This window comes from Pseudomonas multiresinivorans (assembly GCF_012971725.1).
Lineage (GTDB): Bacteria > Pseudomonadota > Gammaproteobacteria > Pseudomonadales > Pseudomonadaceae > Pseudomonas > Pseudomonas multiresinivorans.
The window spans coordinates 5038692-5061839 of the sequence record NZ_CP048833.1; the positions used below are offsets into that span (position 1 = coordinate 5038692).

The following is a 23148-nucleotide window of genomic DNA, read 5'->3' on the forward strand; positions in this document are numbered from 1 at the left end:
TATCGTCGGGCAGTTCGTAACGCGGAGTTGCCCTATGTCAAAACAGATTGCGCTGGTGCTTGGCTCCGGCGGAGCCCGAGGTTATGCGCACATTGGCGTAATCGAGGAGATCGAACGGCGCGGCTATGAAGTGGTGTGCATCGCCGGCTGCTCCATGGGCGCAGTGATCGGCGGCATCTACGCCGCCGGCAAGCTGGGCGAATACCGCGACTGGGTGGAAAGCCTGGACTACCTCGACGTGCTGCGACTGCTGGACGTCAGCTTCCGCCTGGGCGCCATCCGCGGCGAACGGGTGTTCGGCAAGATTCACGAACTGCTCGGCGAGATCAATATCGAGGACTTGCCGATTCCCTACACGGCGGTCGCCACCGACCTGACCAACCAGCAGGAAATCTGGTTCCAGGAAGGCTGCCTGCATCAGGCCATGCGCGCTTCGGCGGCGATTCCCAGCCTGTTCACCCCGGTCATGCAGGGCACCCGCATGCTGGTGGACGGTGGCCTGCTCAACCCGCTGCCCATCGTCCCGGTGGTCTCGACCCACGCCGACCTGATCGTTGCGGTCAACCTCAACGCCACCAACCAGCGCCAGTACTCACTGCCGGTGATCGAGCGCCCCGCTGCCCTGAAAGGCCGCTTCGATTCGGTAATCTCCGGGCTGTCCAACAAGCTGAGCTTCTTCCGTAAAGGGGAGTCCGAGCCGCCACCCGAGCTGATCGCCGACGCCCTTCTTCACCCGGTCCCGGCCGCCTCCGAGGAGCCCGCCGAGCCGGAAATGCAGCAACCCGCCGCCGCCCCACAGGCCAAGGGCTCGCCGCGCTCGGCCACCGGCAGCCACGTGATCGACAGCAGCAGCCCGGCATCCTTGCTGGAACTGGTGAACCAGAGCTTCGAGGTGATGCAGACGTCGCTGGCGCAGTACAAGATCGCCGGCTACCCGCCGGACATCCTGATCAACGTGCCCAAGCGCGTGTGCCGCTTCTTCGAGTTCTACAAGGCCCCCGAACTCATCGCCCTCGGCCGGCAGATCGCCAGCGACACGCTGGATCGGTATGAGGCGGAGAATCCCTACTGACCGGTTGATCCGGTGCCGTGCGGGTTCGCGAGCAAGCTCGCTCCTACGAAGAGCGCCACCCCGTCAAGCTTTTGCTTTGGCTCTAAAGGACTTCCAGAGAAGTACCCGAACGCACCGAACTGCCCCTTTCAGGAGGCCTCGTTGAATTGGAGTTTCAGGGGTTGAGCGACATGGATGTCGCGAGAGCGGCGATGGGCCAGGGATGGCCCTTCGCCGCGTGCCCCTGAAACTTCGATTCAACGAGGGAATTTTTCGCCTAAGCGAAAAACCGGATGGAGGGGCAAGCCCTTTGGTTACTTTCTGGCGTTTGAGAAAGTAACTCGCCCGAGGGGGCGAAACCTGCTACCTCCGCGCACTCCGGCGCGACGCGGGAAACAAAGGCGCGAGGCAGACACATCGCGGACGGAGTCCGCTCCTACGCGGGAACGTACGTCGAGCGATCAGGCCTCGCGCAAGCGGTAGCCGACCCCCGCCTCGGTCACGATGAATCGCGGCGTCGCCGGATCATCGGCGAGCTTCTGCCGCAGGTGGCCAACCACCACCCGCAGATAATGCGTGTCCTCGGTATGCGTCGGCCCCCAGATATCCTTGAGCAGTTGCTGCTGGGTAACCACCCGCCCGACGTGCCGAGCGAGGGTCGAAAGCACCGCGTACTCCTTGCGCGTCAGCGAGACTTCGTCACCGTCGAGCAGCACCCGGCGGTAGGAGAAATCCACGCTCAGCGGCCCGACCTCCACCACCGCTTCCTGCGTCTCGCCACTGCCGCCCTGGCGCAGCAACACCCGGATGCGCGCAAGAAACTCCTGGATGCCGAAAGGCTTGGTCACGTAGTCGTTGGCGCCGCTATCCAGCGCCAGCACCTTCTCGCTTTCGCTGGCGCGCACCGACAGCACCAGCACCGGCACCTGCGACCATTCGCGCAGTTCACGCAGCACGTCCTGGCCGTCCTTGTCCGGCAGGCCGAGGTCGAGCACCACCAGATCCGGGCGCCCCAGCGCGGCCTGGGCCAGACCCTCCTCGCCGGTACCGGCTTCCAGCACCTTGTAGCCGCCAGCGCTGAGGCTGATGCGGAGAAACTTGCGGATCTGCGGTTCGTCGTCGACGACCAGAATCGTGGCGGCGCTGGCGTTCATCGGGGTGTTGGGCTGGCTGGCGGAGGCGTCCAGCTTGAGCCTTTCAGACAGCAGCATCAAGTTCCTCCATATCCGGCTGCTGCTGCAGTGGCAGGTGCAGCACGAGGGTCGTGCCGCGGCCGTCGATACCGTCTTCCACCGTGATGCGCCCACCATGGGCGCCGACCATGCCCTGGCATATCGCCAGGCCCAGTCCGGTGCCCTGCCCGCCACGGTCGCCGCGCGCGGCGGTATAGAACATGTCGAAGATCTTCTCCCGCTCGGCCGGCGGAATGCCCGGCCCTTCGTCGCTGACCAGGAAGCGCAATTCCTCTTCGCCCTGCTCCACCGCCACCCGCAGGCGGCCTTGCGGCGGTGAGAAGCGCGCGGCGTTTTCCAGCACATTGACCAGCGCCTGTTCGATCAGTGCTGCATGTACGTAGAGCAACGGCAACTCCGGCGGAACGCGGGTTTCCACGCGATACGGCGCGACCACGGCGCGCAGGCGATTGAGCGCGCTGCCGACGATGTCGCCGGGCGATACCCAGTCCCGCGACAGCTTCAGGCCGCCGTGGCCGAGACGGGTCATGTCCAGCAGGTTCTGGATGTAGCGGTCCAGGCGTTCGGCCTCGTCGCGGGTGCTTTCCAGCAGTTCGCGGCGGTCCGGCGGCGGGATCGCGTCGCCCAATGCCAGCAGGCTGTCGATGGCGCCGCGCATGGAGGTCAGTGGCGTGCGCAGGTCATGGCTGACCGAGGCCAGCAGCGCGCTGCGCAGTTGTTCGGTTTCGCCGTGCAGGCGCGCGGCTTCCAGATCTTCGGCCAGACGCGCACGGGCCAGGGCCTGCCCCAGCGGCTGGCCGAGGGCAGCGAGCAGGCGGCGGCGCGAGCCTGGCAGCGGCTGGCCGTCGCGCGGGCTGACACCCAGCAGGGCCAAAGGGCCGTCCTCGCCGAACAGCGGCCACCACCACCAGCGCCCACCCGGCAGCGTGCCGGTACCCAGCCCGGCGGGCTGGTCGTGTTGCCAGGCCCAGTCGGCGGCGGCGCGCTCCTGGTCGTCGAAGGGCCGGTTCAATCCTCCTTCAACTTTCCACTCGCGGTTGACCTGCCCGAGCAGGCAGATGTCCAGCCCGTCCCAGCCACCCAGTTGTTGCGCGGCGGCGGCCATCACCGCCTGGCGGTCGGTGGCAGCGGTGAGCTTGCGCGACAGGTCGAGCAGTTGGCTGGTCTCTTCCTGCGTCTCGCGCAAGGCCTGCAATTGCCGGCGCTGGCGGGCGGCAAGGTTGCCGGTGAGGCCAGCCATGAGCAGGAAGAACAGCAGCGTCAGGACGTCTTCTTCGCGCTGGATGGAGAAGGAGAAATGCGGCGGGATGAACAGGAAGTCGTAAGCCAGGAACGACAGCACCGCGCAGGCCAGCGACGGGCCGAGGCTGCTGCGCACTGCCACCAGCAGCACGGCGGCAAGGAACACCAGGGAGATGTTCGGCAGTTCCAGCACGCTGGCCACGCCCCAGGCCAGCGCGCTGGCGCAGGCAGCGGCCAGCGCGGCGAGCAGGTAATTGCCCCAGGGCCAGGGCGTTTGCGCGCGAACCTTGGGCGGAGTGAGATCAGCCTCGCTGTCGAGCACACTGATTTCCAGTCCGTCGCCCAGGCGCAGCAGGCGCGCCGCAAGGCCGCCGCCGAACAGCTGGCGATACCAGCGTTGTCGTGAACGGCCGACCAGCAACAGCGTGGCGCGACGCTCCTTGGCGTGTTCGACCAGAGTTCGCGCGACTTCGCCACCGCGCAGTTCGACGACATCGCCGCCCAGGCGCTCCGCCAGTTGCTGGGCACTCTGCAATTGCATGCGCGACTCTTCGCTGCGCGCCTCGCCGGTATCCACATGCACCAGCGACCAGGGCAGATGCCGGCGCTCGGCTACGCGACTGGCGTGGCGCACCAAACGTTCGGCGTTGTGTTCGCCATCCACGCCGACCAGCAGGCGCCCACGCACGGCAGGCGCCTCTCCGCCCTGCTGGCGATAGCGATGGGCAAGGTCGGCATCGACCCGCGCGGCGGCTGTCTGCATGGCCAGCTCGCGCAGCGCGGTGAGGTTGGTCTGGCTGAAGAAAGCGTCGATGGCGGCGCGGGCCTGTTCGGGCACGTAGACCTTGCCCTCGCGCAGGCGCTCCAGCAGTTCGCGCGGCGGCAGGTCCACCAGCAACAGTTCGTAGGCCTCCTGCAGCACCCAGTCGGGCACGGTTTCGCGCACCTGCACGCCGGTGATGTCGCGGACGTGGTCGTTGAGACTTTCCAGGTGCTGGACGTTGACCGTGGTGTAGACGTCGATGCCGGCGGAGAGCAGCTCCTGGATGTCTTGCCAGCGCTTGGCGTGGCGGCTGCCGGGAGCGTTGCTGTGGGCCAGTTCGTCCACCAGCGCCAGCGTGGGCGGGTCGGCGAGCAGGCCGTCGAGGTCCATTTCCTCCAGGGTGATGCCGCGGTAGACGGAGCGCTTGAGCGCCTGCTGCGGCAGGCCGGCGAGCAGTGCTTCGGTTTCGGCGCGGCCGTGGGTTTCGACGACCCCAACGCGCAGCTTGACGCCCTGGCGCAGCTGGCTCTGGGCGGCCAGGAGCATGGCGTAGGTCTTGCCGACGCCCGGCGCGGCGCCGAGGAAAACCTTGAGGCGGCCACGGCCCATGGCAGGCAGGTCGGCCAGCAGGGCGTCGGCGCGGTTGGGGTCGGTCATGTCGCTATCCTCGGGGCGCTCATGGCACCCACTGCTGAAAGGATGGGAGCTGGAAAGCCCCTCACCCCAGCCCTTTCCCAGAGGGAGAGGGAGCCGTCCTCTGCCGCTGGACGGTACTGCGTTTCTCTACATGCCGTGGCAGAGCTCGGCACTTGGCGCTGGAGTCTAGCGAGGCAGGCTGGCCAGGGCCATGTTCAGCGCCAGCACATTGACCACGGCGGGGCCGATCAGCGGGCGCTCAGTGTTCGCCTCCACCAGCTTCTCCAGGCTCGCCGCCGGTACGCCGCGTTCCAGGGCAATGCGCGGCACCTGGTACAGCGCGGCGGCGGGCGGCAACTGCGGGTCGAGACCGCTGCCGGAGGTGGTGACCAGCGCCAGCGGCACGGGTTGGGCGCCGATCTGCTGGGCCGCAGCATCCTTGGCGATGCGTTCGGCCAGTGCCGGGTTGCCGGGCGCAAGGTTGCTGGCGCTGCTGGAGACAGTGGCGAAGTCGCCGGCCGAGGGGCGCGAATGGAACCACTGGGCGCCGTCGAATTTCTGCGCGATCAGCGCCGAGCCGCGGACATTGCCCTGGTCGTCGCGTACCAGGCTGCCATTGGCCTGGTCGTGGAAGGCCACCTGGGCGATGCCGGTAACGGCCAGCGGGTAGACAACACCGGTGATCGCGCTGAGCAGGACCAGCGAGGCGATGGCGGGGCGGAGTTGGTTGAGCATGTTGGTGTTCCTCTGTTGGGTCGGGAGCGAGAGGCTTCCCCTCACCCCAGCCCTCTCCCTAGGGAGAGGGGGTAATTCGGCGCCGGACCTTAACTGTAGGAGCGAGCTTGCTCGCGAACAGTCATCCGGCTGCTCCCGCGCTCGGGCGGTTCGCGAGCAAGCTCGCTCCTACGAAAAGCCGCTCAGCAGTCAGGCGAGGCCGATGGCGACGAGCAGCATGTCAATCACCTTGATCCCCACGAACGGCGCGACCAGCCCGCCCACGCCGTAGATCAGCAGGTTGCGTCGCAGCAGCTGCGAGGCGTCGCTGGCCTGCACACGCACGCCGCGCAGGGCCAGGGGGATCAGCGCGACGATGATCAGCGCGTTGAACACGATGGCCGAGAGGATGGCGCTCTGCGGGCTGGCCAGCTTCATCACGTTGAGCACGCCCAACTGCGGGTAGATGCCGGCGAACAGCGCGGGAAGGATGGCGAAGTACTTGGCCACATCGTTGGCCACCGAGAAGGTGGTCAGCGCGCCACGGGTCACCAGCAGTTCCTTGCCGACCTGCACCACGTCCAGCAGCTTGGTCGGGTCGCTGTCCAGGTCCACCAGGTTGGCAGCCTCGCGGGCGGCCTGGGTGCCGTCGTTCATGGCCATGCCGACATCCGCCTGGGCTAACGCGGGGGCGTCGTTGGCGCCGTCGCCGCACATGGCGACCATGCGGCCCTCGCCCTGCTCCTGGCGGATGCGCGCCAATTTCTTCTCCGGGGTGGCTTCGGCGATCACGTCGTCCACACCGGCTTCGGCAGCGATGGCGGCGGCGGTCAGCGGGTTGTCGCCGGTCACCATCACGGTTCGGATGCCCATGCGGCGCAGTTCGGCGAAGCGCTCGCGGATGCCCGGCTTGACCACGTCCTTGAGGTGAATGGCGCCCAGCAGTTTGCCGTCGGCCACCACCAGCAACGGAGTACCACCGCTCTGGGCGATCCGCTCGATTTCCTTGGACAGGCTTTCCGGCATCTGTGCGCGGTCCAGGCCAACGAAGGCCAGCGCGGCGTCAACGGCGCCCTTGCGGTAGACGTGGCCGTCCATGTCGATGCCCGACAGGCGCGTCTCGGCGCTGAAGGCGATCGGCGTCACGCGGCTGCGCTCCGGCTCCGGAAGGACGATCTGCGCGCGCAGGAATTCGACGATGGACTTGCCCTCGGGCGTGTCATCGGCCAGCGAGGCGAGGAATGCGCCCTCGGCCAGTTCCAGCGGCTGCACGCCGGGTGCGGTATGCAGCGCGCTGCAGCGGCGGTTGCCGAAGGTGATGGTGCCGGTCTTGTCGAGCATCAGCACGTGCACGTCCCCCGCCGCTTCCACGGCGCGGCCGGACTTGGCGATGACGTTCAGGCGCACCAGGCGGTCCATGCCGGCGATGCCGATGGCCGACAGCAGGCCGCCGATGGTGGTGGGGATCAGGGTCACCAGCAGCGCCACCAGGAACACCAGCGGCAGGTTGCCGCCGGCGAACAGGGCGAAAGGCTTCAGGGTCACGACCACCAGCAGGAAGATCAGGGTCAGGCCGATCAGCAGGATGTCCAGCGCGACTTCGTTGGGGGTCTTCTGGCGCTTGGCGCCCTCCACCAGCGCGATCATGCGGTCGAGGGTGGATTCGCCGGGGTTGGCGGTGATCTTCACCAGCAGCCAGTCGGAGACCAGCCGGGTGTTGCCGGTGACAGCCGAACGGTCGCCGCCGGATTCGCGGATCACCGGCGCGGATTCGCCGGTGATGGCGGCCTCGTTGACCGCGGCCACGCCCTCGATCACCTCGCCGTCGCCGGGGATCAGCTCGCCGGCTTCGACGCGCACCACGTCACCTTTGCGCAGGCTACTGGCGGCGACTTTCTCGAACTTGCCGGTCACCGCCATGCGCATAGCTTGCAGGCCTTGGGTACCGGCCTTGAGGCTGTCCGCACGGGCCTTGCCGCGGCCCTCGGCAAGGGCTTCGGCGAAGTTGGCGAAGAGCACCGTGAACCACAGCCACACGGCGATCTGCACAGCGACGAAAGTGGGCACCGCCTCGCCACCGACCACACAGAGTACGGTAGTCAGCACGGCGGTCAGGGCGACCACCAGCATGACCGGCGAGCGTTGCAGCTGGCGTGGGTCGAGCTTGATGAAGGCCTGCAGCAGCGCCGGCTTCCAGAGGGCGGACAGCGCGGTGGTCGGGCGTTTTTCAACGGCCTTTTTCAGCGCGAGTTCCTGGGTATGTGCGTTCATTCAAGGAGCTCCTCAGAAACCAAGCGTCAGGTGATCGGCCACCGGGCCCAGCACCAGCGTTGGCAGGAAGTTCAGGCCACCGACCAGCAGGATGGTCGCGGTCAGCAGGCTGACGAACAGCAGGCCGTGGGTCGGGAAGCTGTTGGGGCCAACGGGCGTGGCCTTCTTCGCCGCCAGGCTGCCGGCAATCGCCAGCACCGGCAGGATGTAGCCGAAGCGGCCGATCAGCATGGCCAGGGCGATCATCAGGTTGTGGAACGGCGTGTTGGCGCCGAAGCCACCGAAGGCCGAGCCGTTGTTCGCGGTGCCCGAGGTGTAGGCGTAGAGCAGTTGGCTGAAGCCATGCGGGCCGGGGTTGCTCACTGCCGAGGCCGGGCCCGGCAGGCTGGCGGCGATGGCGCCGAGCACCAGCACGCCGACCGGCATTACCAGCAGGGTTGCCACCAGCAGGCGGACTTCGCGGGCTTCGAGCTTCTTGCCGAGGTATTCCGGGGTGCGACCGACCATCAATCCGGCGAGGAACACCGCCACCAGGACGAACAGCAGCATGCCGTAGAGCCCCGCGCCGACGCCGCCGAAGATCACCTCGCCGACCATCATGTTGAGCATCGCCACCATGCCCGACAGCGGGTTGAGGCTGTCATGCATGGCATTCACCGAGCCGTTGGACGCGGCGGTGGTGGTCACGGCCCAGAGCACGCTGGCGGTGGTGCCGAAGCGGCTTTCCTTGCCTTCCAGCGGAGCGACCTGCTCCACCGGCAGCGCGCTGAGCGCAGGATTGGGCTGGTACTCGGCCCACAGCGAAGCGCCCAGGCCGAGGGCGAACAGCACCAGCATGCAGCCGAGGATGGCGCGGCTCTGGCGCAGGTCCTTCACGTAGTGGCCGAAGGTAAACACCAGCGCGGCCGGAATCAGGATGATCGAGACGACCTCGAAGAGGTTGCTCCAGATAGTCGGGTTCTCGAACGGGTGCGCCGAGTTCACACCGAAGAAGCCGCCGCCGTTGGTGCCCAGTTGCTTGATGGCGATCTGGCTGGCCGCCGGGCCCAGCGGGATGGACTGGTCGGCGCCCTGCACGGTCAGCGCGTGGGCGTAGTCGAGGAAGGTCTGCGGCACGCCCTGCCAGACCAGCAGCAGCGCCAGCAGCAGGCACAACGGGATCAGCCCGTAGAGGGTGGCGCGGGTCAGGTCGACCCAGAAGTTACCGAGGTTGGTCGTCGACTTGCGCGAAATACCACGGGCCAACGCCACCAGCACAGCCAGGCCGACGGCGGCGCTGACGAAGTTCTGCACGGTCAGGCCGAGCATCTGGCTCAGGTAGCTGAGCGAGGCTTCACCGCTGTAGGCCTGCCAGTTGGTGTTGGTGACGAAACTTACCGCGGTGTTGAACGCCAGCGTCCACTCCAGGCCCGGCAGGTGCTGCGGGTTGAGCGGCAGGCCGCCCTGCAGCATGAGGATGGCGAACAGCAGCACCAGCCCTACCAGGTTGAAGGCCAGCAGGGCCAGGGTGTAGCTCTTCCAGTCCTGTTCGTCGTCAGGGTGGATGCCGCACACGCGGTAAATGGCCCGCTCCACCGGCAGGAAGACCGGGCTGAGGAAGGTCCGCTGGCCCTCCATCACCTTGTAGTAAAAGCGCCCGAGGAAAGGTGCCGGCACCAGCACCAGCGCCAGGAAGGCAACGATCAGCAATACGTCATGGCTGTTCATGGCCACTCCTAGGAACGGTCGGCGCGCAGCAGCGCCACCAGCAGATAGATGAACAGTCCCGTGGCCAGGACCAGGGACACACCGTCGAGCACGCTCATGATTGCTTTCTCCTCACGCGGGCGATTCCATCGCTTGATGCGGCTGTTGCCGCTTGACGGAAATTTTCCGCAAGGAACGCGTAAAGGAGCGATTCCCGGGCTCGCCGGGCGGCGTAAAGAAGGCGTAAAAAACCGCATGGACGCGGCGCCCGGCGGCCATGTATCGAAAGCGATACACAGCGGACACGCTGGCGACACCCGTCGGCTGCAGCCTCGCCGACCATGGCCCGCGCACGCGATGACGGGTTAGCATGCGTGCGTCGCATGCCCCTGGCGGCCCCTGGCCATCCTGCCCCACGTTCTCCCGCGACAGGTTTCTTCATGTACCCGACCACTTCCGACGACCCACGCCGCTGGACCACCCGCGCCCTGCTGGTGGATGACGACGAGCCGATCCGCGAGCTGCTCTGCGGTTACCTGGCGCGCTTCAACATCGAGACCCATGGCGTCGCCGATGGCGTGGAGATGCGCCGCGCGCTGGAGAACGACAGCTACGACGTGGTGGTGCTCGACCTGATGCTGCCTGGCGAAGACGGCCTGTCGCTGTGCCGCTACCTGCGCGCCGAATCGGACATCCCGATCCTCATGCTCACCGCCCGCTGCGAGCCGGCGGACCGCATCATCGGCCTGGAACTGGGCGCCGACGACTACATGGCCAAGCCCTTCGAGCCGCGCGAGCTGGTGGCACGCATCCAGACCATCCTGCGGCGCGTGCGCGGCACCAGTCTCCCCAGCGAGGAAGGCACCCGCGGCGAACCGCGTGCCCAGGTGCGCTTCGACCAGTGGCGGCTGGACAGCGTACTGCGCCAGCTGCATGCGCCGGATGGCCTGGTGGTGCCGCTGTCCAACGCCGAATTCCGCCTGCTCTGGGTGTTCCTCGAACGCCCGCGACGGGTGCTCAACCGCGAACTGCTGCTGGATGCCGCCCGTGGCCGCGCCATCGAGGCCTTCGACCGCAGCATCGACCTGCTGGTCTCGCGCCTGCGGCAGAAGCTCGGCGACGATCCGCGCTCGCCTCGGCTGATCAAGACCGTACGCGGCGAAGGGTACCTGTTCGATGTCCGCGACATCGCCTGAGTCCGCGCCCGGGCGCGCAAAGGAAAAACCCCTGGAGCGCGCCGACAGCCTGTTCGCCCGGCTGTTCGGCGTGTTCCTGCTGGCCATCGTGGTCGCGCACCTGCTGGCCTTCGCCTGGTTCCATCACTACGGGCCGCATCACGAGCCACCGCCTCCGCCGCCAGCGGAGCACGGCTTCGAGCGCGGCCCGCCGCCCCCCGGCATGATGCCGCCGCCACCGCCCGGCCCGCGCCTGCCGTTCTGGAGCGTGCCGTTCGCCTTCCAGCTGCTGACCCTGATCCTCGCCGCCTACATCGGCGCGCGCCTGCTGGCCCGCCCGGTGCAGCATCTGGGCGACGCCGCGCTGCGCCTCTCCGAAGACCTGGACAGCCCGCCCCTGCCGGAAACCGGCACGCGTGAAGCCCGCCAGGCCGCGCGCGCCTTCAACCGCATGCGCGAGCGCATTCGCGAACAGGTGCAGCAACGCAGCCGCATGCTGGTGGCGGTGTCCCATGACCTGCGCACGCCGCTCTCGCGCCTGCGCCTGCGCGTCGAGGAAGTCGACAACCCGCAGCTGCGCACCCGCATCAGCCAGGACCTGGCCGAAATGATCGGCATGCTCGACTCCACCCTGCACTACCTGCAGCAGGAGCGCGCCAGCGAACCCCTGCAGTGGTTCGACGTGAAGGCGCTGGCCGATTCCCTCGCCGAGGACGCCTGCGAGCGCGGCGCCGATGTCGGCGTGGAAGGCTACTGCGCGCCGCTCAAGGTGCAGCCAATGGCACTGCGCTCCTGCCTGAACAACCTGCTGGACAATGCGCTGCGCTATGCCGGCGATGTCAGCATCGAACTGCGTGACGGCACCCGCGAGCTGGAAATCCGCGTGCGCGACCACGGCCCGGGCATCCCCGCCGAGCTGCGCGAACAGGTGTTCGAGCCGTTCTTCCGCCTGGAAGGCTCGCGCAACCGCAACTCCGGCGGCGTCGGCCTGGGCCTGGCCATCGCCCGCGATGCCGCGCGGCGCCAGGGCGGCGACCTGTTCTTCGAGGAAACCCCCGGCGGCGGCGCCACCGCCGTGCTGCGCCTGCCCAGAAGCACGACTGCGTAACGCCGTTGTAGCCGCCAGCAAACAAAGCGCACAAACCCGCGACACAGGCGCGCCCGAGGCTGTCATCACCGGAGAACCCTCCGGTTTGGCAACCATGGAGACTCTCCTATGATCAGCGGCGTGAGCAGCAGCTATGCGAGCTACTACACCAGCTCGCTCGCCTGGACCCAGACCGCCAGCGGCACCACCGCCACGCAGAGCGGTAGCACTGGCGCGTCCCAGGGCGCGGCGAAATTCCAGGAAGACCTGTTCAAGTCCATCGACAGCGATGGCGACGGCAGCATCAGCAAGGACGAACTGACCAGCGCGCTGTCGTCCGGCGACGATTCGGACAGCAGCGATATCGACATCGACGCCCTGCTCAGCGAGTTGGACAGCGATACCAGCGGCGGCATCTCCCAGGACGAACTCTCCGCCGCCCTGCCCCCGCCTCCCCCACCGCCGGGCGGCATGGGGGGAATGGCCGATGCGGGGGAATCGGCCGACGACCTGATCAGCGCCCTGGACAGCGACGGCGACGGCAGCCTCAGCAGCGACGAACTTTCCGCCCTGGGCAGCAGCGACGACAGCGAGCGCCTGAGCGAACTGTTCAGCCAGCTCGACGCCGACGGCAGCGGCTCCATCAGCAGCGACGAACTCGCCAGCGCACTGCAGGCGCAGCGCAGCGACGGCCCGCCACCACCGCCGCCTTCGGCCTCCAGTGGCTCGTCCAGCGACTCTTCCAGCGGTTCCTCGGACAGCTCGACGACCACCGCCTCCAGCACCTCCTCAGGCAACGCCAACACCGGCGCTGCCTACCAGAAGCTGGTGGCCAACCTGCTCAAGCAATACCAGAGCAGCGAGGTCACCGCCCTCCAGGCTACCAGCGGCAGCCTGGTGAACATCGCCGCCTGATCCGCCTCAGCCCCACCGCCGGAGCACCCCGCTCCGGCGGTATCACCCGTCAGTCCCGCATTGCCAGCGACCCCGTCCCTGGCCTAGTCTTGGCCTCTTCAAATTCATCCGATGATTGGATGTTTCCATGCCAAGCCCTCTTCAAAAGCGCTCCCTGGTCGACATCGCCCTGGAGCAGATCCACCAGCGCATCGGCGACGGCACCTGGCCGCTGGGCCAGCGCCTGCCCCCCGAATCCGAATTGGCCGAAACCCTCGGCATGAGCCGCAACACGGTGCGAGAGGCCGTGCGCGTGCTGACCTTCTCCGGTGTGCTGGAAGTGCGTCAGGGCGATGGCACCTATGTGCGCGCCTGCGCCAACCCGCTGGACGCCATGCTGGTGCTCGCCCGCAGCTCGGTGGAGCAGGCGCTGGAGGCACGCGGCATCATCGAGGTGGAAGCCAGCCGGCTGGCTGCCGAGCGCCGCAGTGAAGCCGACCTCGCCGCGCTGCATGAGGCCCTCGAAGCTTCCGCCGTGCACCACGGCGGATCGCTGGACGAATACATCGCCCACGACCTGGCCTTCCACCAACGCGTGGTGGACAGCGCCCACAACCCGGTGCTCAGCGAGTTGTACCGCTACTTCTCCCAGGTCATCCGCGCCGGGCTGGAGCGCACCATCGGCGACCCCAGCCGGCCGCAGCCGAGCTTCGAGCTGCACCGCGAGCTGGTGGACGCCATTGCCCGTGGCGATGCCGAAGCCGCCGCGAAAGCGAACCGCGCGCTGCTGATCTGACTTCCATTTCCTACACCGAACGCTTTCTGCCTTGCTGCCCTGGAATGCCCACCATGTCCCTGCCCAATGACCCGAAAGACACCGAACACAAGGTGTCCTGCCCGCCCGAAGAACTGCTGATCGACGCCGAAGACGACAGCGCACCGAAGATCGAACCGCGCCCGCAGCGTACCTGGCTGTTGCTGCTGGGCCTGGTGCTGGTGGCGATCAACCTGCGCCCGGCGCTTTCCAGCCTGTCGCCGCTGCTCAACACCGTGCGCGACGGCACCGGCCTTTCCGCTGCCGCCGCCGGCCTGCTGACCACCCTGCCGGTGCTCTGCCTGGGCCTGTTCGCGCCGCTGGCGCCGATGCTCGCGCGGCGCCTGGGCGCCGAGCGCACCGTGCTGCTGATCCTCTTCACCCTGGCCGGCGGCATCGTCCTGCGCAGCCTGTTCCCAGTGGCCGGTCTGTTCCTCGGCAGCCTGGTGGCCGGCGCCAGCATCGGCATCATCGGCGTGCTGCTGCCGGGCATCGTCAAGCGCGACTTCCCGCATATCGCCGGGACCATGACCGGCGTCTACACCATGGCCCTGTGCCTGGGCGCCGCCACCGCCGCGGGCTCCACCGTGCCGCTGGCCGGGCTGATGGGCAATAGCTGGCAACTGGCCCTGGCGTTCTGGGCGATTCCCGCCGTGGTCGCGGCGGCGATCTGGCTGCCGCAGACGCGCCAGAACCACCACGCCCACCGTGCGGTGTACAAGGTGAAGGGCCTGTGGCGCGACCCGCTGGCCTGGCAGGTGACGCTCTACATGGGCCTGCAATCGTCGCTGGCCTACATCGTCTTCGGCTGGGTGCCGTCGATCCTCATCGACCGTGGACTCAGTGCGGTGGAAGCCGGGCTGGTGCTTTCCGGTTCGGTGATGGTGCAGCTGTTCAGCGCCCTGGCCGCCCCCTGGCTGGCCACCCGTGGCAAGGACCAGCGCCTCGCCGTGGTGATCGTCATGAGCCTGACCCTGGCCGGCCTGCTCGGCCTGCTGCTCGCCCCGCTCTCGGGTATCTGGGGCTGGGCGGTGGTGCTCGGCCTCGGCCAGGGCGGCACCTTCAGCATCGCCCTGGCGCTGATCGTGCTGCGCTCGCCGGACTCCCACGTCGCCTCCAACCTCTCCGGCATGGCCCAGGGCGTGGGCTACACACTGGCGGCCTGCGGACCTTTCCTGGTCGGCGTGGTGCACGACGTCACCGGCGGCTGGGCGGCAACCGGGGTGATCTTCGTGGTGGTGACGGTGGCGGCGATCATCTTCGGCCTGGGCGCCGGGCGGGATCGGTTGGTGCAGGTGAAAAGCGAGCACGTCTGACACCTGAAACCGCAGGGCGCATAACCCGTTCGGGATTGCGCCTTACCTGTAGGAGCGAGCTTGCTCGCGAACCCGCCCAGCACCTGAGCCGCCGGGCAACCCGTTCGCGAGCAAGCTCGCTCCTACAATGTGCGACGGCTAACGTGGCGCGGTCATCCTCACCACAGGGCAGTAGGGCGCATTCTGCATGCCTCAGACCACCGGCGGCGATGGCGGTCGTTGCGAGCTATCCACCCAGGCGCTGATCAGGTTGTAGACCACCGCCAGCAATACCGGCCCGAGGAACAAGCCGATGAAGCCGAAGCTGAGCAACCCGCCGAGCACGCCCAGCAGCACCACTACCAACGGCAGGTTGCCACCACGGCTGATCAGATAGGGCTTGAGGATGTTGTCGACGCCGCTGATCACGAAGAAGCCCCAGATGGCCATGAACACACCGTAGCCATAGCTCTCCTGGTAGAACAGCCAGAGCACGGCCGGCCCCCAGATCAGCGGTGGCACCATCAGCAGGCTGCAGACGAAGGTCAGCAGCCCCAGCACCAGCGGACCCGGCACGCCGGCGATGAGGAAGCCGACGGTCGCCAGCACCCCTTGTGCGGCGGCGGTGCCGATCACCCCGTTGACCACCCGTTGCACGGTACCGGCAATGATGTCCATGTACTGCTGTGCGGTGTCGCCGATCAGGCGCTGCAGCATGCCGTGGGCAAAGGCCTGGAGGCGCAGGCCGTCGCGGTAGAAGAAGAAGATCAGCACCAGGCTGAGTACCAGCTCGAAGATACCAACCCCCAGCTTGGCGCTGCGCGCCAGCACCCAGTTGCCCACTTCGCCCATGTACGGCTTGAGCGCGGAAAACATCGCTACGCCCTGCTGGTCGGCCTGGTACCACCAGCCGATCAGGCGATCACCGATCAGCGGCACGCGGGCCATCCACTCCGGCGGCGGCGGCAGGCCGGAGACCTGCAGGTTCTTCACCAGCTCCACGCCTTCGCGCACCCGGTCCACCAGCCCGAAGCCCAGCCATACCAATGGCAGCGCCACCAGCACGATCCAGCAGACGGTGAGCACGCCAGCCGCCGCTGCCTGGCGGCCGCCCAGCAGTTGGGTGAGCAGGCGCATCAGCGGCCAACTGGCGAATGCCAGCACTGCGGCCCAGACCAATGCCGACCAGAAGGGCAGCAACACCCAGATGCTGGCCGCAAGCAGGCCCAGCAACAGCAGGCGCAGCAACAGGCGATCATTGTCGAACATTGGAAACCCCGGTTGGCTCGAAAGCCCCAGTGTAGGGCGTTTCGCCCTTCAGCGTAGGGGAATCAGCGCAGCCAGGTCAGGTGCAGGCCGTCACTGTCGTCCTTGCCCTGCTCCAGGCGGGCGTCGCGCACACCCTGGGCGGTGAGTGCTGCGCGCCAGTCACTGGCGTGCTTGCCGGCCAGCTCGACGCGCACCCCGGTATCCAGGCGCAGGGTACGCACCAGCAGGTCGAGCCAGGCACCGCCCGGCTCCTGCGGCACATGGCTGAGGGTCAGCTCGCCGTTGGCCTTGAGCAGGCGCATCAGGGTCGCCGGGCTGGGCAGCAACTCGCCGAGGGCGGCGCCGCTGTCCAGTTGTTCGGCATGCAGGTAGGCGCGGCGGTTGCCGCGGGTGATGGTGTAGACCGCTACCAGACTGTTCTCGTGGGGCGCGGCAAGGCGCACCAGCAGGTAGGCCTGCTGGTCGTCCGGGCCGAACAGCTTGGAGTTGCCGAACACCGAATTGGCCAGCAGGTTGCTGGAACCGCAATCGCGGCTCTCGCACCAGAACAGCGGCGTGGCGTCGGCCTTGAGCAGGTCCTTGCGCGCGGCGGCGAAGGCGCTCTGGCTGGAGTCCTCGTCGGGCAGGCGATAGGTCACGGCGGTCAGGTCGCCGATGGCGCGTACCTCGCCTTCCATGCGCAGGCGCCCACTGATGCGGCTGATCGAGCCTTGCGGGTAGATGCGTTCCTGGCTGGCAGCCTGGTTGAAGTCGACGATTTCCGAACGCGGGAAGCGCGGGAGGATGTCCAGGTCGTGGCTGTCGGGCAGGTCGGCGGCGCCGGCAACGGCGCTGACACCGAGCAGGCCAGTGAAGATCAGGGAGTGAAGGAGCCGTGAAATCCGGGCCTTCTGCGCGTCCGCCGGAAGGTTTTTGCCGTCTTGGCGCGCGGTGGTCTGGACGTCGAGCATGCACAATCTCCCTGAAACGATCCGTGCAGACTCGCGGCAGGCCCCGCTTTAGTCAAGCTGCGCGCCGCTACAGGGTATTGCTCAGTCCGCCAGCAGGAACGGCCGGAAGATCGCGGCAACCGCTTCGGCGCCCGCCTCGTCATCCAGGTGCAGGTGGTGCTGGCCCGGCAGTTCATGGACCTCGAAGGGCCTGTCCTTGAGCAGTTCGCGGGTGGCCGGCTCGACCAGCATCAACCCCTGCTGCGCCAGCACCAGGCTGGTCGGGCACTGCACGGACTGGACGAATTGTCGCGCATGGGCGCGGGTCAGGCGCAGCGGCGACGGCAGTGTCAGGCGCGCGTCGGTCCGCCAGGTGTAGCCGCCGGGCACCGGTACCAGACCACGGGATGCCAGCAGCTCAGCGGCTTCCCGGCTCACCGCGCCGACGCCCTTCATGCGCGCCTCCACGGCGCGGTCGATAGCCTCGTACACCGGCTTGCGCTTGTTCGGCAGGGCCAGTTGCGCGCGCAAGGCTTCGCCCAGTTTCTGCGGCGAGGTGTCCGGTTCACCGGTGTAGGGCACCAGCCCGTCGATCAACGCCAGGCGCTCGATGCGCTCGGGCATGGCGCCGGCCAGCAGTACCGAGACAATCGCGCCCATGGAGTGCCCGAGCAGGGAGAAACGCTCCCAACCCATCTGGTCGGCGACCATCAGCACGTCCAGCGCGTAATCCCAGAGCAGGTAGCTGGCCCCCGGTGCGCGATGGCCCGAGTGGCCGTGGCCGGCGAAATCGAGGGCGAGGATGCGCACGCCTTCGAGCTTCGGTGCCAGGCGGGCGAAGCTCATGGCGTTGTCCAGCCAACCGTGCAGGGCAATCACCGGCCGGCCGTCTTCCGGGCCGAACAGGTGCGCGGCCAGCTCGATGTGCGGCAGGTTCAGGCGGATTTCCTGGACTTTGGCGGTCATGGCGATTCCTCAGGCGTTGGTGCGCTGTTGCCAGCGGGCGAAGACGGTCTTGAGCAGAGCGGCGGTGTCCTGCGGGCGCTCCAGCGGGAACATGTGCCCGCCGGGCAGCGACAGGCTTTCCCCCATGGGGATGCGGCCGATCATACGGGCGTGGTGCGGCAGCACCACCCGACTATGGCGGCCGCGCACCATGGTCAACGGCACGGCGAGCTGCTTCGCGCGGCCGGGGCTGGTGTGCGGCACATTGCGGTAGATGGAGATTTCCGTGGCCGGGTCGAACTTCAACCGCAGGCCCCTTGCGTCGGCCGGCGCCAGCCCGTGGCGCACATAGGCTTCCAGGCAATCGCGGTCGAAACGCTTGAACAGCGGCTTGCCGGCGAAATATTCCAGCGCCTCGGCAAAATCGTCGAAATCCTCGCGGCGACCGAGGGTACGGCCGGCGGGCGTCAGCCGGTCGATGAAGCCGAAGCGCTTGGCAACACGGATCACCAGTTGATCGGCCAAGGTCAGCAGGGGCGAATCGAGCATGACCACCCCGCGATACAGCTCGGGCCTGCGCAGCGCCGCGTGGTAATGCAGCACACCGCCCAGGGAATGGCCGACGCCCCACACCGGTTCATCCAGCGCCTCCAGGTGGTGCAGCAGCTCTTCCACCAGGTTTTCCCAGTTGGCGTTCACCGGGAAGCGCGGGTCATGGCCGTGCATGTCCAGCCGATGGACCCGGTAATCCGGTTCCAGGGCGTCGAACAACTTGCCGTAGGTACCCGAGGGGAAACCGTTGGCGTGGGCGAAGAAGACCGCTTGCGACATGCTGCGTGAACTCGGGGGAATGACAGCCTGGATTTTCCGACAGCAACCCGAGTGCGGCAATGACCCGCACTCCCGCGAATGACGGCACTACGGCCAAAGTCCATGGCGCTCCGGCGGATTTGCCCTGATCCACCCTTCTTTCGGCACAACTTCGGCGGACAACCGCGAACTGTTATGCGCCCCACAGGAGGCTCATCGTAGGGCGCATAACGCGGAACGCGTTATCCGCCGCCAACCATCACACCCAATGCACCGCGTGGTTCACCACGCTGAACAGAATGCCGCCAGCCACCAGCAGGAACACCAGCCCGCAGGCGCCATCGATGACCGGCACCGCCCGCAGCAGGCGCTTCTGCCAGACCGGTCGGGTGAGGATCACGCTGAGCAGGCTGAACCAGAGAAAGCCAGTGCCGAACAGCATCACCGCCACCGACACCTTGCCTGGCGCCGACATGTCGGCCGGAATCAGGCTGGTCAGCAGGGCGAGGAAGAACACCAGCGCCTTGGGATTGAACAGGTTGGTCGCCAATCCACGCAGCCAGGGGCCGAGCCTGGATTCAGCCAGCTCGCCGTCGATCCGCCCTGCCCCGCCCGGCTTGCGCAGGGCACGCAGTGCACCGATGCCCAGCCAGCCGAGGTAGACCGCGCCCACCAGCTGCAACGCACTGAACAGCAGCGGCGAGCGGCTGAGCAGCAGCGACACGCCGGTCAGCACCAACGTGCCGTGGACCAGGATGCCGCAGGCCAGCCCAAGGGCGCTGAGCACGCCGGCGCGGCGGCCCTGGTGCAGAGAAGTGCGCACCACCAGCGCGACGTCCGGGCCGGGGCTGACCAGGGCGACGGCGAACACGGCGGTGAGCATGAGCAAGACGTGAACCTCCTGCATGGCGGGATTCTCCAGTGGAAAAGGGATACGAAGAGTGTCTGGGTCAGCGCTGGCGCAGTCGCGCAGGCGGCAATCCGTAGGTGCGGCGGAACAGGCGGCTGAAGTGCGCCTGGTCATAGAAGCCCAGGCTCAGGGCGATCTCCGATAGCGGCTGGCCCTTGAGCACCCGCGGCAAGGCGCGCTCCAGGCGCAGGTGCGTTAGCCACTGGTGCGGCGGCAATCCGCACTGGTGGCGGAAGCGGCGCAGTACCTGCCAGGGGCTGAGGTCACAGAACTCGGCGATTTCCTCCAGCGTCGGCGGCGTTTCCAGGCGCGACTCCAGCCATTCGCGGATACGCGCCCAGGTCGGCGCGTCGAAGCCCTGCCCCGGCTCACGGATGCGCAGGCTGGAGGCACGCTCCAGCAAGGCGGCCAGCGCCTGCCACAGCTGGCCTTCCTGCTCCAGCCGCTCACCACCCAGCATCAGGGCATGGGCTTGCTGCAGTTCGGCCTGCAGCCGTGGATCGCGCAGTTGCGCGGCCGTCAGCCGCGGCGCGCCCTGGCGGCCATCGCTGAAGGCGCGGCAGGCGTCGTCCAGCCAGTGCGGGTCGATGGACAGCACGCGGATGCGATAGCCGTCGTCACCATCGCTGGAACCGTCATGGATGCTCTCGGGGCTCATCAGCAGGATGTCGCCATTCCCGGCCAGCGAGCGCTCACCGCGATGGGTGTAGCGCTGGCGACCGTCGAGCATCAACCCGACGTGATAGTCGAGGTGAAAATGCCGCGGAAAGGCGAAATGGCGGTACTCGGCGTCGATGAAACGGACGCCGGGCAAGCCGCTGCTGTGGTGTTCGATGCGTTCCATGGGCCTACTTTACCGGCGCGAGAACGGCGGGTCTTGGACAAAATTGCGAGTACTGCCGGGCGGAGCAAACCCTGCAGGAGCGAGCTTGCTCGCGAACCACCTGATGCCACGGCTCTCGGCGGGTTCGCGAGCAAGCTCGCTCCTACGAAAAGCACTCAGCTCTATTGGGTCGATTGCATCGCGTCAGGGCGTTGGGCGAAGAGATCGCGGACGAAGTCCGCTCCTACGGGGATGCGATATTTCGTAGGAGAGGACTCCGTCCGCGATCGGCGAAGCCCCCGTGCAATACGTCGGCGTGCCGCAAGCTCAACGCTCCAGCGGCACCACCGCCATGGTCAGCCGCGAAATGCAGCTCGGCTTGCCATCATCCCCGTGCAGGCGGATTTCCCAGACATGAGTCGAGCGGCCGATGTGCACCGCCTTCGCCACCGCCGTCACCCGCCCGCTGCGCAGGCCGCGCAGGTGGTTGGCGTTCACTTCCAGGCCAACGCAGTAGTATTTGGACGTATCCAGGCACAGGTAGCTGGCGGTGGAGCCGACGGTTTCCGCCAGCACCACCGAGGCGCCGCCGTGCAGCAGGCCGTAGGGCTGGTGGGTACGCGAATCCACCACCATGCTGGCGGTCAGCGTGTCGTCGTCGAACGCCTCGAAGCGGATGTCGAGCACTTCACCGATGGTGTTCTTCAGGTTCGCGTTGAGCTTTTCCAGATCGGGCGTGGTGCGCCAGGTCATGCCATTCCCCTCATGTCGTCTCATTCATGCCATTGCACCGCCTCGCGGCGCTCCGCCCATTCATTGAAGCGCTGACCGTAGGTACCTTCCACCACATTGCGCTTGATCTTCAGGGTGGGCGTGAGGAAGCCGTTATCCACCGTCCAGACGTCCTTGACCAGCACCAGTCCGGCCAGGCGTTCGTGCTTGTCCAGCGCTTCGTTCACCTCCGTCAGCAGCGCCTGCAGGCTCTGCTCGAGCTCGATGCGCGAGCCGTTGGCGGCCTCCTGGCGACCGACTTCGGAAAGCACGCACAGGCCCAGCGGAGCAATCAGGCCGTCGCCGACCACGCAGATCTGCTCGATCCGCGAATGCACGGCCAGGCGGTTCTCGATGGGCGCCGGCGCCACATACTTGCCCTTGGCAGTCTTGAAGATTTCCTTGATGCGCCCGGTCAGGCGCAGGTGGCCTTCGGCATCCTGCTCGCCCTTGTCGCCGGTACGCAGGAAGCCGTCCTCGGTGATGGTCTCGGCAGTGCGCTCCGGGTCCTTGAAGTAGCCGACCATGGTCGCACCGCTGCGTACCTGCACTTCGCCTTCGTCACTGATGCGCACTTCCACGCCGGGGCTGTTGCGGCCGATCCAGCCGGTTTTCTGTTCACCGGGGCGGCAGACGTGGGAGTAGCCGCAGTTCTCGGTCATGCCGTAGACCTCGAGCACATTCAGGCCCAGGCGCTGGTACCAGTTCAGCAGCGCCTCGGGGACCGGCGCGGCACCGCACAGGGCGTAGCGCACGGCGTCCAGGCCAAGGCCGGCAAGTACCTTGCGGCCGACCAGGCGGCCGACAATAGGCAGGCGCAGCAGGCGGTCGAGCTTTTTCGCCGGCATCTGCGCGTAGACGCCCATCTGGAACTTGGTCCAGATGCGCGGCACGCCGAAGAACACCGTGGGCCGCGCCCGGCGCATGTCGGCAACGAAGGTGTCCAGGCTCTCGGCGAAGAAGATCGTCTGCCCGGCATAGATCGACGCCATCTGCACGAACATCCGCTCGGCCACATGGCACAGCGGCAGGTAGGACAGCAGCCGGTCCTCCTCGCCGACCCCGAACAGGTCGATGGCATGGCTCGCGGCGAAGGCGAAGTTGCCGAAGGTGTGCATCACGCCCTTGGGCGTACCAGTGGTGCCGGAGGTGTAGATCAGGGTCGCCAGGGTGGCGGCGTCCGGGCGCGGATCATCGCTGATCGGTGCCTGCTGCTGCAGATCGCCCCACTGGTGGTCGAATCGCCCTTCCGGATGCACCGGCAAAGCCACCGTGGGCACGCCCTCGGGAATGCCATCAACCATCGCCGGCCAGTCGTCCAGCTTGCCGATGAAGGCCACCCTCGCTTCGGAGTGGGTCATCACCTGGCGCACGGAGTCGGCAGTGAGGTTGGGATACAGCGGCACCGAGACGTAGCCGGCCATCCAGATGGCGATGTCGGCGACTATCCAGTGGGCGCAGTTCTTCGAAATGATCGCCACCCGGCTGCCTTCGGGAAGGTTCAGGCTGCGCAGCCAGCCGGCGGCGCGGCGGGCCTGGTCGCCCACTTCGCCCCAGGTCAGGGTCTGCACTTCGCCGCCAGTGAGCGGCTGCACCAGGTAGCGCTTGTTCGGGTGGCTCTTCTCGCGCTGATAGAACAGGTCGAGTGGTAATCGGACTGCTTTAACCACGTGCCCCTCCTTTGTTTTTTTTGTCAGAGGTGTAGCTCAGGGATATAGCGATGGATCAACCAAGCACTTGCTTGGTTGAATATTCCACGCAGCGCAGCGGCAGACAAGGCTGGTCGTGTGAACTTTTGTAGGATTTAGCCGAAGGATTGGCCACCAGCCGCTCTGCAACGGGGCTCGCGAAGAAACATCCAGGCACGATT

Annotated in this window: 20 protein-coding genes; 6 read left to right on the plus strand and 14 right to left on the minus strand. The window is 67.2% G+C overall.

The genetic code is table 11. The features are described from left to right. Positions 1 to 34: 34 nt before the first annotated feature. The gene (locus tag G4G71_RS23095) at positions 35 to 1072 is read left to right on the plus strand and encodes a patatin-like phospholipase family protein (RefSeq protein ID WP_169940478.1); all 1038 of its coding nucleotides are present in this window, start codon (positions 35 to 37) and stop codon (positions 1070 to 1072) included. A 440-nt stretch (positions 1073 to 1512) separates the two neighbouring features. On the opposite strand, the gene G4G71_RS23100 is transcribed toward G4G71_RS23095, so the two are convergent. The 6 genes from G4G71_RS23100 to kdpF all read right to left on the minus strand — a co-directional run bounded on the left by G4G71_RS23100 (position 1513) and on the right by kdpF (position 9675). Further along, positions 1513 to 2205, minus strand: a complete 693-nt coding sequence (locus G4G71_RS23100; RefSeq protein ID WP_169942758.1) for a response regulator — start codon at positions 2203 to 2205, stop codon at positions 1513 to 1515. 43 nt (positions 2206 to 2248) lie between these two features. After that, the gene (locus G4G71_RS23105) at positions 2249 to 4906 is read right to left on the minus strand and encodes a sensor histidine kinase (protein ID WP_169940480.1); all 2658 of its coding nucleotides are present in this window, start codon (positions 4904 to 4906) and stop codon (positions 2249 to 2251) included. 165 nt (positions 4907 to 5071) lie between these two features. After that, on the minus strand, positions 5072 to 5620 hold the full coding sequence (gene kdpC, locus G4G71_RS23110) for a potassium-transporting ATPase subunit KdpC (RefSeq protein WP_169940482.1): 549 nt from the start codon (positions 5618 to 5620) through the stop codon (positions 5072 to 5074). A 189-nt stretch (positions 5621 to 5809) separates the two neighbouring features. Next, positions 5810 to 7870, minus strand: a complete 2061-nt coding sequence (kdpB, locus tag G4G71_RS23115) for a potassium-transporting ATPase subunit KdpB (RefSeq protein ID WP_169940484.1) — start codon at positions 7868 to 7870, stop codon at positions 5810 to 5812. 12 nt (positions 7871 to 7882) lie between these two features. Beyond that, positions 7883 to 9577: a potassium-transporting ATPase subunit KdpA gene (gene kdpA / locus G4G71_RS23120; protein ID WP_169940486.1), complete on the minus strand. Its 1695-nt coding sequence runs from the start codon at positions 9575 to 9577 to the stop codon at positions 7883 to 7885. Between the two features lie 8 nt (positions 9578 to 9585). Next, positions 9586 to 9675 (minus strand): K(+)-transporting ATPase subunit F, encoded by a 90-nt coding sequence (kdpF, locus tag G4G71_RS23125; RefSeq protein ID WP_009618573.1) that lies wholly within the window; start codon positions 9673 to 9675, stop codon positions 9586 to 9588. A gap of 321 nt (positions 9676 to 9996) precedes the next feature. On the opposite strand from kdpF, the gene G4G71_RS23130 reads away from it, so the two are divergent. From G4G71_RS23130 to G4G71_RS23150, 5 genes are all read left to right on the plus strand, one after another. After that, positions 9997 to 10752, plus strand: coding sequence for a response regulator (locus G4G71_RS23130; RefSeq protein WP_169940488.1), 756 nt, complete (start codon positions 9997 to 9999; stop codon positions 10750 to 10752). Beyond that, the gene (locus G4G71_RS23135; RefSeq protein WP_169940489.1) at positions 10733 to 11839 is read left to right on the plus strand and encodes a sensor histidine kinase; all 1107 of its coding nucleotides are present in this window, start codon (positions 10733 to 10735) and stop codon (positions 11837 to 11839) included. The genes G4G71_RS23130 and G4G71_RS23135 overlap by 20 nt, the downstream gene beginning before the upstream one ends. A gap of 108 nt (positions 11840 to 11947) precedes the next feature. After that, entirely contained in the window at positions 11948 to 12733 is a 786-nt protein-coding gene (gene xopAW, locus G4G71_RS23140) for an EF-hand domain-containing protein (protein ID WP_169940491.1), read from the plus strand. Positions 12734 to 12860: 127 nt separating this feature from the next. Then, positions 12861 to 13508, plus strand: a complete 648-nt coding sequence (locus tag G4G71_RS23145) for a FadR/GntR family transcriptional regulator (RefSeq protein ID WP_169940493.1) — start codon at positions 12861 to 12863, stop codon at positions 13506 to 13508. A gap of 53 nt (positions 13509 to 13561) precedes the next feature. Continuing rightward, positions 13562 to 14842, plus strand: a complete 1281-nt coding sequence (locus G4G71_RS23150; RefSeq protein ID WP_169940495.1) for a CynX/NimT family MFS transporter — start codon at positions 13562 to 13564, stop codon at positions 14840 to 14842. Positions 14843 to 15034: 192 nt separating this feature from the next. Here the strand turns inward: G4G71_RS23150 and G4G71_RS23155 are convergent, their stop codons facing one another. From G4G71_RS23155 to G4G71_RS23190, 8 genes are all read right to left on the minus strand, one after another. Continuing rightward, on the minus strand, positions 15035 to 16090 hold the full coding sequence (locus tag G4G71_RS23155) for an AI-2E family transporter (RefSeq protein ID WP_169940497.1): 1056 nt from the start codon (positions 16088 to 16090) through the stop codon (positions 15035 to 15037). Between the two features lie 62 nt (positions 16091 to 16152). Next, positions 16153 to 17040 carry a DUF4892 domain-containing protein gene (locus G4G71_RS23160; RefSeq protein ID WP_169940499.1) on the minus strand — a complete coding sequence of 296 codons (888 nt, stop codon included), beginning with the start codon at positions 17038 to 17040 and terminating at the stop codon, positions 16153 to 16155. 81 nt (positions 17041 to 17121) lie between these two features. Further along, positions 17122 to 17985 (minus strand): alpha/beta hydrolase, encoded by an 864-nt coding sequence (locus G4G71_RS23165; protein ID WP_065327588.1) that lies wholly within the window; start codon positions 17983 to 17985, stop codon positions 17122 to 17124. Between the two features lie 9 nt (positions 17986 to 17994). After that, a complete protein-coding gene (locus G4G71_RS23170; protein ID WP_054908420.1) occupies positions 17995 to 18795 on the minus strand; it encodes an alpha/beta fold hydrolase in 801 nt (266 codons plus the stop codon). A gap of 238 nt (positions 18796 to 19033) precedes the next feature. Next, positions 19034 to 19681: a LysE family translocator gene (locus tag G4G71_RS23175; RefSeq protein WP_169940501.1), complete on the minus strand. Its 648-nt coding sequence runs from the start codon at positions 19679 to 19681 to the stop codon at positions 19034 to 19036. 43 nt (positions 19682 to 19724) lie between these two features. After that, on the minus strand, positions 19725 to 20528 hold the full coding sequence (locus tag G4G71_RS23180) for an AraC family transcriptional regulator (protein ID WP_169940503.1): 804 nt from the start codon (positions 20526 to 20528) through the stop codon (positions 19725 to 19727). Between the two features lie 306 nt (positions 20529 to 20834). Continuing rightward, positions 20835 to 21260, minus strand: coding sequence for a hotdog fold thioesterase (locus tag G4G71_RS23185; RefSeq protein ID WP_169940505.1), 426 nt, complete (start codon positions 21258 to 21260; stop codon positions 20835 to 20837). Positions 21261 to 21280: 20 nt separating this feature from the next. Beyond that, the gene (locus tag G4G71_RS23190) at positions 21281 to 22948 is read right to left on the minus strand and encodes an AMP-binding protein (protein ID WP_169940507.1); all 1668 of its coding nucleotides are present in this window, start codon (positions 22946 to 22948) and stop codon (positions 21281 to 21283) included. Between the last annotated feature and the right edge of the window lie 200 nt (positions 22949 to 23148).

What these genes read in the sequence shown, in the direction of transcription:
- G4G71_RS23145 (WP_169940493.1), top strand. Translation starts at nt 12,861, where the DNA reads ATGCCAAGCCCTCTTCAAAAGCGCTCCCTGGTCGACATCGCCCTGGAG.
- G4G71_RS23135 (WP_169940489.1), top strand. Translation starts at nt 10,733, where the DNA reads ATGTCCGCGACATCGCCTGAGTCCGCGCCCGGGCGCGCAAAGGAAAAA.
- G4G71_RS23175 (WP_169940501.1), bottom strand. Translation starts at nt 19,681, where the DNA reads ATGCAGGAGGTTCACGTCTTGCTCATGCTCACCGCCGTGTTCGCCGTC.
- G4G71_RS23100 (WP_169942758.1), bottom strand. Translation starts at nt 2,205, where the DNA reads ATGAACGCCAGCGCCGCCACGATTCTGGTCGTCGACGACGAACCGCAG.
- xopAW (WP_169940491.1), top strand. Translation starts at nt 11,948, where the DNA reads ATGATCAGCGGCGTGAGCAGCAGCTATGCGAGCTACTACACCAGCTCG.
- G4G71_RS23170 (WP_054908420.1), bottom strand. Translation starts at nt 18,795, where the DNA reads ATGTCGCAAGCGGTCTTCTTCGCCCACGCCAACGGTTTCCCCTCGGGT.
- G4G71_RS23130 (WP_169940488.1), top strand. Translation starts at nt 9,997, where the DNA reads ATGTACCCGACCACTTCCGACGACCCACGCCGCTGGACCACCCGCGCC.
- G4G71_RS23160 (WP_169940499.1), bottom strand. Translation starts at nt 17,040, where the DNA reads ATGCTCGACGTCCAGACCACCGCGCGCCAAGACGGCAAAAACCTTCCG.
- G4G71_RS23105 (WP_169940480.1), bottom strand. Translation starts at nt 4,906, where the DNA reads ATGACCGACCCCAACCGCGCCGACGCCCTGCTGGCCGACCTGCCTGCC.
- kdpA (WP_169940486.1), bottom strand. Translation starts at nt 9,577, where the DNA reads ATGAACAGCCATGACGTATTGCTGATCGTTGCCTTCCTGGCGCTGGTG.
- G4G71_RS23095 (WP_169940478.1), top strand. Translation starts at nt 35, where the DNA reads ATGTCAAAACAGATTGCGCTGGTGCTTGGCTCCGGCGGAGCCCGAGGT.
- G4G71_RS23165 (WP_065327588.1), bottom strand. Translation starts at nt 17,985, where the DNA reads ATGACCGCCAAAGTCCAGGAAATCCGCCTGAACCTGCCGCACATCGAG.
- G4G71_RS23155 (WP_169940497.1), bottom strand. Translation starts at nt 16,090, where the DNA reads ATGTTCGACAATGATCGCCTGTTGCTGCGCCTGCTGTTGCTGGGCCTG.
- kdpC (WP_169940482.1), bottom strand. Translation starts at nt 5,620, where the DNA reads ATGCTCAACCAACTCCGCCCCGCCATCGCCTCGCTGGTCCTGCTCAGC.
- G4G71_RS23185 (WP_169940505.1), bottom strand. Translation starts at nt 21,260, where the DNA reads ATGACCTGGCGCACCACGCCCGATCTGGAAAAGCTCAACGCGAACCTG.
- G4G71_RS23150 (WP_169940495.1), top strand. Translation starts at nt 13,562, where the DNA reads ATGTCCCTGCCCAATGACCCGAAAGACACCGAACACAAGGTGTCCTGC.
- kdpB (WP_169940484.1), bottom strand. Translation starts at nt 7,870, where the DNA reads ATGAACGCACATACCCAGGAACTCGCGCTGAAAAAGGCCGTTGAAAAA.
- G4G71_RS23180 (WP_169940503.1), bottom strand. Translation starts at nt 20,528, where the DNA reads ATGGAACGCATCGAACACCACAGCAGCGGCTTGCCCGGCGTCCGTTTC.
- kdpF (WP_009618573.1), bottom strand. Translation starts at nt 9,675, where the DNA reads ATGAGCGTGCTCGACGGTGTGTCCCTGGTCCTGGCCACGGGACTGTTC.